This is a genomic window from Catenibacillus scindens, from assembly GCF_014202115.1.
Taxonomy (GTDB): domain Bacteria; phylum Bacillota; class Clostridia; order Lachnospirales; family Lachnospiraceae; genus Catenibacillus; species Catenibacillus scindens.
Genome location: NZ_JACHFW010000039.1, coordinates 1 through 2,772 on the forward strand (window position 1 = coordinate 1; position 2,772 = coordinate 2,772).

Annotated in this window: 4 protein-coding genes; all 4 read left to right on the forward strand. The window is 52.7% G+C overall.

Going from position 1 to position 2,772, the window contains the following annotated elements; all coding sequences use genetic code 11:
* Positions 1-186: hypothetical protein (locus tag HNP82_RS17865; RefSeq protein ID WP_207720664.1), on the forward strand; the 186-nt coding region annotated here is incomplete at its 5' end.
* 59 nt (positions 187-245) lie between these two features.
* Positions 246-1,490, forward strand: coding sequence for a DDE-type integrase/transposase/recombinase (locus HNP82_RS17600; RefSeq protein ID WP_183776805.1), 1,245 nt, complete (start codon positions 246-248; stop codon positions 1,488-1,490).
* Positions 1,491-2,294, forward strand: a complete 804-nt coding sequence (locus HNP82_RS17605; protein WP_183776806.1) for an ExeA family protein — start codon at positions 1,491-1,493, stop codon at positions 2,292-2,294. It begins immediately after the preceding gene.
* Between the two features lie 10 nt (positions 2,295-2,304).
* The gene (locus HNP82_RS17610; RefSeq protein WP_183776807.1) at positions 2,305-2,619 is read left to right on the forward strand and encodes a hypothetical protein; all 315 of its coding nucleotides are present in this window, start codon (positions 2,305-2,307) and stop codon (positions 2,617-2,619) included.
* Positions 2,620-2,772: the final 153 nt, after the last annotated feature.

Below are 2,772 nucleotides of genomic sequence, written 5' to 3' on the forward strand. Positions count from 1 at the left end.
CTTGACGAAAACCACATCTCGTCCCTGGCCCGTTCTTACCGCAGACACTGGCGGGATCGGCTCAGGGCTGTCCCTGCCTGCGCCGCTTCCCTCCGGGATCTGGTAAGGGGCTGCTTCGCAGTATTCTCCCGGCAGTTCATGCAGATTAAAACAACCCGGAATAAACTTTTTCTGCTTCCAACATAACCTTACTGGAAGTTCCCTGTCCCCCGCCTTATCCTTATACAAAAAGGAGGATTTACACGATGAAACAGGAACAGAAACAGGAAATCGCGCTGATGCGTTACAGCGCTATCGCCCCGCTGGTCGCCGGCCTGGACGAGTCTTACAAAAACCTGACTGCTTTTTTTGAATCCGTATCCGCCAAAGGCATCCCCGGGCCGGATGGCAGGCTCCGCCATTTTGCACCTTCCACCATTGAACGGTGGTATTCAGACTATAATAAATACGGTTTTGACGCACTCCTCCCCAAAGGGCGCTCCGATGCCGGCATGAGCCGTAAGCTTGACCCGGACCTCCAGGACCAGATCCGTTATCTGAAAACCAACTATCCCCGTATGTCTGCCGCGGCCATCTTCCGGCAGCTCTCTGATAATGGATCCATCACCCACGGACAGGTATCCGAATCCACAGTCTGCCGCTTCGTGGGACAGATACAGGCCCAGCTGAAAGCCACTCCAAACCGTGATATGCGGCGTTATGAACGCCCCCACATCAATGAAGTCTGGTGCGGGGACAGCAGTTTCGGCCCGAAGCTTACGGACAGGGACGGGCGGAAACGCCGGGTTTCTATCATTGCCCTGCTCGACGATGCCAGCCGTATGGTTACCGGTATTGATATTTTTTACCATGACAACTTTGTGAACCTCATGTCCGTCCTGAAATCCGCGGTTGCCAGGTATGGCAGGCCCAAGATCCTTAACTTCGATAACGGGAAATCTTACCGGAATAAACAGATGGAGCTGCTTGCCGCCAGGATCGGGACCACCTTAAGCTACTGCCAGCCCTATACCCCTACAGGGAAAGCCAAGATTGAGCGCTGGTTCCGTACCATGAAAGACCAGTGGATGGCCGGGCTTGACATGCGCCAGTTCCATTCCCTGGAAGAGCTTAAGGGAAGCCTTTTCGCGTTTGTCCATCAATATAACCTTACCGTACATTCCTCCCTCCACGGGAAAAGCCCACAGGACCGGTTCTTTTCTGAACCGGAGCAGATCCGGCGCCTCCCGGAGGATGAGATCGACAAGGTCTTCCTGCTGGAGATCGAGAGGCGCGTCTCCCCCGACTGCGTCATCACCATCGACCAGGTGGAATATGAAGTCGATTACCGGTTCGCCAGGCAGCGCGTCCGGCTCCGTTATTCCCATGACATGCGGCAGATCTTTGTGGTGGAACCCGATGGGGCCCTCACACCCATCCGCCTGCTCAATAAACACGAAAACGCTGTCATCAAACGCGAAAAGACACGCTTATGCAAAGGAGACGATTAAATGGACTACACTTCCCGCTATGGGCTTGAATTCAACCCATTCCTCAAAAACTCAAAAGACATCCTTGTGGAAACACAGGAATTTAAGGAACTCCGTTTCCGTCTGGACTACCTTCTTTCCACCCGTGGCTTCGGGCTGCTCACCGGCAGCCCCGGGAGGGGAAAAACAACCGCCATCCGCAGCTGGGCCCAAAGCCTGAATCCTTCCCTTTATAAAGTGGTGTATTCCAGCCTGTCTACCCTCACTGTCATGGAATTCTACCGGAACCTGGCAACGGAACTGGGCATACAGCCCGCCCACCGGAAAGCAGAAAACTTCCGTTATATCCAGGACGAGATCAACCGCCTTGTCCTGGAAAAACGCATCACTCCCGTCATCATCATTGATGAGGCCAACTATATTTCCGGCTCCATCCTCAATGACCTGAAAATCCTTTTTAACTTTGAGATGGATTCCCGCGACAGGGTCGTTGTCCTCCTTGCGGGGCTGCCGCAGTTAAACAATACCCTCCGGCTTGGAATCCATGAACCGCTGCGGCAGAGGATCGTCATGAATTATGACCTGGACGGTCTCTCCAAGGAAGAAGGTAAGCAGTACATTCAGGCAAAACTGGAAGGTGCCGGGTGTCATCAGCCGGTCTTTGCTGAAAATGCGGTAGAAGCGGTCCTGAATGCTGCAAACGGAACACCACGCATGATCAATAAGCTGTGTGATAAAAGCCTTCTGGTCGCCAACAGCAATTCTCTGAATATCATCACTGCAGATGCTGTCATGCAGGCAATCAATGACTGCGAACTGGGATAGGAGGGGCATCATGGAACATACTTTGCAATGCCGGCATACTTACCCTGACGGTGAAAAGGCTTCCTGGGCGGCCCAATGGAAGATCCTGGGCCAGTCAAAAGACACTTGTGAACTCCTGATCCGTGGCCGCGGTTCAGAATACCGGGTCATCCTTGGCCAATGCTCCACCGGAAGGTATCTTTGCATCCCATTGATGGATATCGGATGTGGGTTATCCGAGCCTTCTGATATTGGATGGAATACACCCCAGATCGCCTCTGTTTTAAATGAAACCGATGCTGTAACGATCGCTGCGGCGCTCTATGACCATAGCCAGCATGGATGATACAGGATCCCCGTAAATAATCTGCGGGGATCTTTTCTATAACAAAAAAAGTGACTAGCAAGCCACAAATAAAGCAGCGGACTCCAGACGCACCTACCGAAAAGGCCGCAAATAGTCTGCCGATTGGAGCATCATTTAATTTGCCGGATGACA